Origin of the sequence: Aetokthonos hydrillicola CCALA 1050 (genome assembly GCF_017591665.1) — a bacterium.
Taxonomy (GTDB): Bacteria; Cyanobacteriota; Cyanobacteriia; order Cyanobacteriales; family Nostocaceae; genus Aetokthonos; species Aetokthonos hydrillicola.
The window spans coordinates 1-1759 of sequence record NZ_JAAKGC010000349.1 but is presented as its reverse complement, the minus strand read 5'-3'; the positions used below and the strand labels follow the sequence as shown (position 1 = coordinate 1759).

The following is a 1759-nucleotide window of genomic DNA, read 5'->3' as shown; positions in this document are numbered from 1 at the left end:
AGAAGGGGTTGTTGTCGAATGACCTGCGTCGGACGACGATTGATGGTTCGACGTTTGATCTGGTCCTGCATGCGAGCGTCAAATCGAACGGGCAGCGGGGGCCGCATGTGAGGACGTTTTACCCGGTGCTGCTTGGATACGCGCAGCCGAGTGATGTCTCGCCGGTGGTTTCGAGAGAAGGCCCCGTCGTGATTACGAAGGGGCTGCCGAATCCTGAGGGGGATGATGAGACGGGGGAATGGGTGGAGATCAAGAACATCTCTGATCAGCTTGTCGACCTGGAGCGGTGGACGCTACGCGACAAGCAGGGCGGTAAGAAAGAGCTGAGCGGTGCGATCAAAGCGGGCGAGACTCTACGGATTGATTTGTCGCGGGCGACGGGATCAAAGCTGTTGCTGGGGAATTCGGGGGATCGGATTCGACTGTTGAACGCGGCGGAGGATCTGGTGGATGAGGTGAGTTATCAGAATGCGAAGAGCGGGGAGGTGGTGGAGTTTTGGGAGAAGGGGGGTTGATTACATGGTCATTGGATCCAACAGCGTGATTTCCTGGGAGTAGCGTTGGAAATCGGTGACGTTGAAGGTGAGGAGATGCTTGAGATTGTGGAGTCTCATCGCGGCGATGAGACGGGCATCGTGGGCGGGTTTGCCGATGGATTCGTAGGTCGTAATGACATCGATCCAGTTTGAGTACAGACCATCTTCTTTTTCCTGCAAGGTAAAGCGATGAACAAGATCCAGCAGATCATTCTGGGCAGCGACTCGGGACAGCCCCAGGCCATTCGAGCCGACTGGACGAGTCGCTACTACGTAGTATTCGTATAAGCATTGAGGCACGATAACGATTTTTGTTCCCTGCGAGATCAAATTGGTGATCGCTGAATAGGCAGTGAGATGTTTGGGATCGCCTGCGTTCGTGAATCGGAGCAACACGTTGGTATCGACGAGACACTGTGACATTAGTAGATACTTTCACGGCTATCATCGACAGGCGTTGTCACAGGTTGATGTCGGGCGATGAATGCATCTGCCCACCTGCGAAACTCTTCGACTGATTGTCGATTCGCAGGGCTTTCATCATCCCGCCCCGGCGTAATGTGTGCGATCACACGGGCGTGGTCGAGAAGGCGGACTTCGTCGTCCGGGCCGAGGTTGTTGACGAGTTCTTTGAGGCGGCTTTGTGCTTCGTCGATTTGGATTTCGATGACCATGGTTGTCTCCTGCTGCCATTTTATCGCAGTGTGATCAGAGAGTCGAGATGATTGAGATGCTCAAATATCTCTAGATGTCTTTCCAGGGTGATTCAAATCCCTGTCGTTTTGGCGGCGGCACGTTCAAGACGGTCGTTTAGTGCACGTCCTAGTCCTCGATCAGGAAAAGGTGTCGCGTAGATGGCTATCAGATTATGAGAGTCGAGGCGGCGTAAGGCGGCGAAGAAGTTGGCGGCCATTTCGACGAGGTTGCCGGTTGGGCTCAGGCATTCGAGGGTGATGTTGCTCGAAAGTGGGGACTCTATTGGTTGGCCGATGAGGAGGCCGATGCGTTGGTGGGAGGATTGCTTGAGGCGGGGAATCAGTTCGAGGGGGTCGATGATTTCGATGGGTGTCAGGGGGGCGTAATGGCTGGTCAGCATGCCGGGGGCTGACATGGGCTGGCCGGCGGGTTCGCCGGGGGTGCGGGTGGCGGGGAGCGCGGGTCGGGCGGGGGGCTGGGGGGAGGGTGCGGTGGGGGGGCGGGCGGCGCGGGGGGCGTCGGGATGG

At 56.9% G+C, this 1759-nt stretch carries 4 protein-coding genes; 1 reads left to right on the top strand and 3 read right to left on the bottom strand.

Features of this window, described 5'->3' with window-relative positions:
* Positions 1 to 515, top strand: a 515-nt coding sequence (locus G4P69_RS37795; RefSeq protein WP_208355048.1) for a lamin tail domain-containing protein, incomplete at its 5' end; no start/stop codon positions are given.
* Here G4P69_RS37795 and G4P69_RS37790 read toward each other — a convergent pair.
* From G4P69_RS37790 to G4P69_RS37780, 3 genes are all read right to left on the bottom strand, one after another.
* Positions 516 to 959, bottom strand: a complete 444-nt coding sequence (locus tag G4P69_RS37790) for a type II toxin-antitoxin system VapC family toxin (RefSeq protein WP_208355047.1) — start codon at positions 957 to 959, stop codon at positions 516 to 518.
* A complete protein-coding gene (locus tag G4P69_RS37785; RefSeq protein WP_208355046.1) occupies positions 959 to 1210 on the bottom strand; it encodes a hypothetical protein in 252 nt (83 codons plus the stop codon). Before G4P69_RS37785 ends, G4P69_RS37790 begins: the two co-directional genes overlap by 1 nt.
* A gap of 92 nt (positions 1211 to 1302) precedes the next feature.
* The coding region (locus tag G4P69_RS37780; protein WP_208355045.1) for a Sua5 family C-terminal domain-containing protein at positions 1303 to 1759 on the bottom strand (457 nt) is incomplete at its 5' end.

Bases quoted from the DNA above. Each gene is read 5' to 3' on its own strand.
- G4P69_RS37790 (WP_208355047.1), bottom strand. From the start codon at position 959: ATGTCACAGTGTCTCGTCGATACCAACGTGTTGCTCCGATTCACGAAC.
- G4P69_RS37785 (WP_208355046.1), bottom strand. From the start codon at position 1,210: ATGGTCATCGAAATCCAAATCGACGAAGCACAAAGCCGCCTCAAAGAA.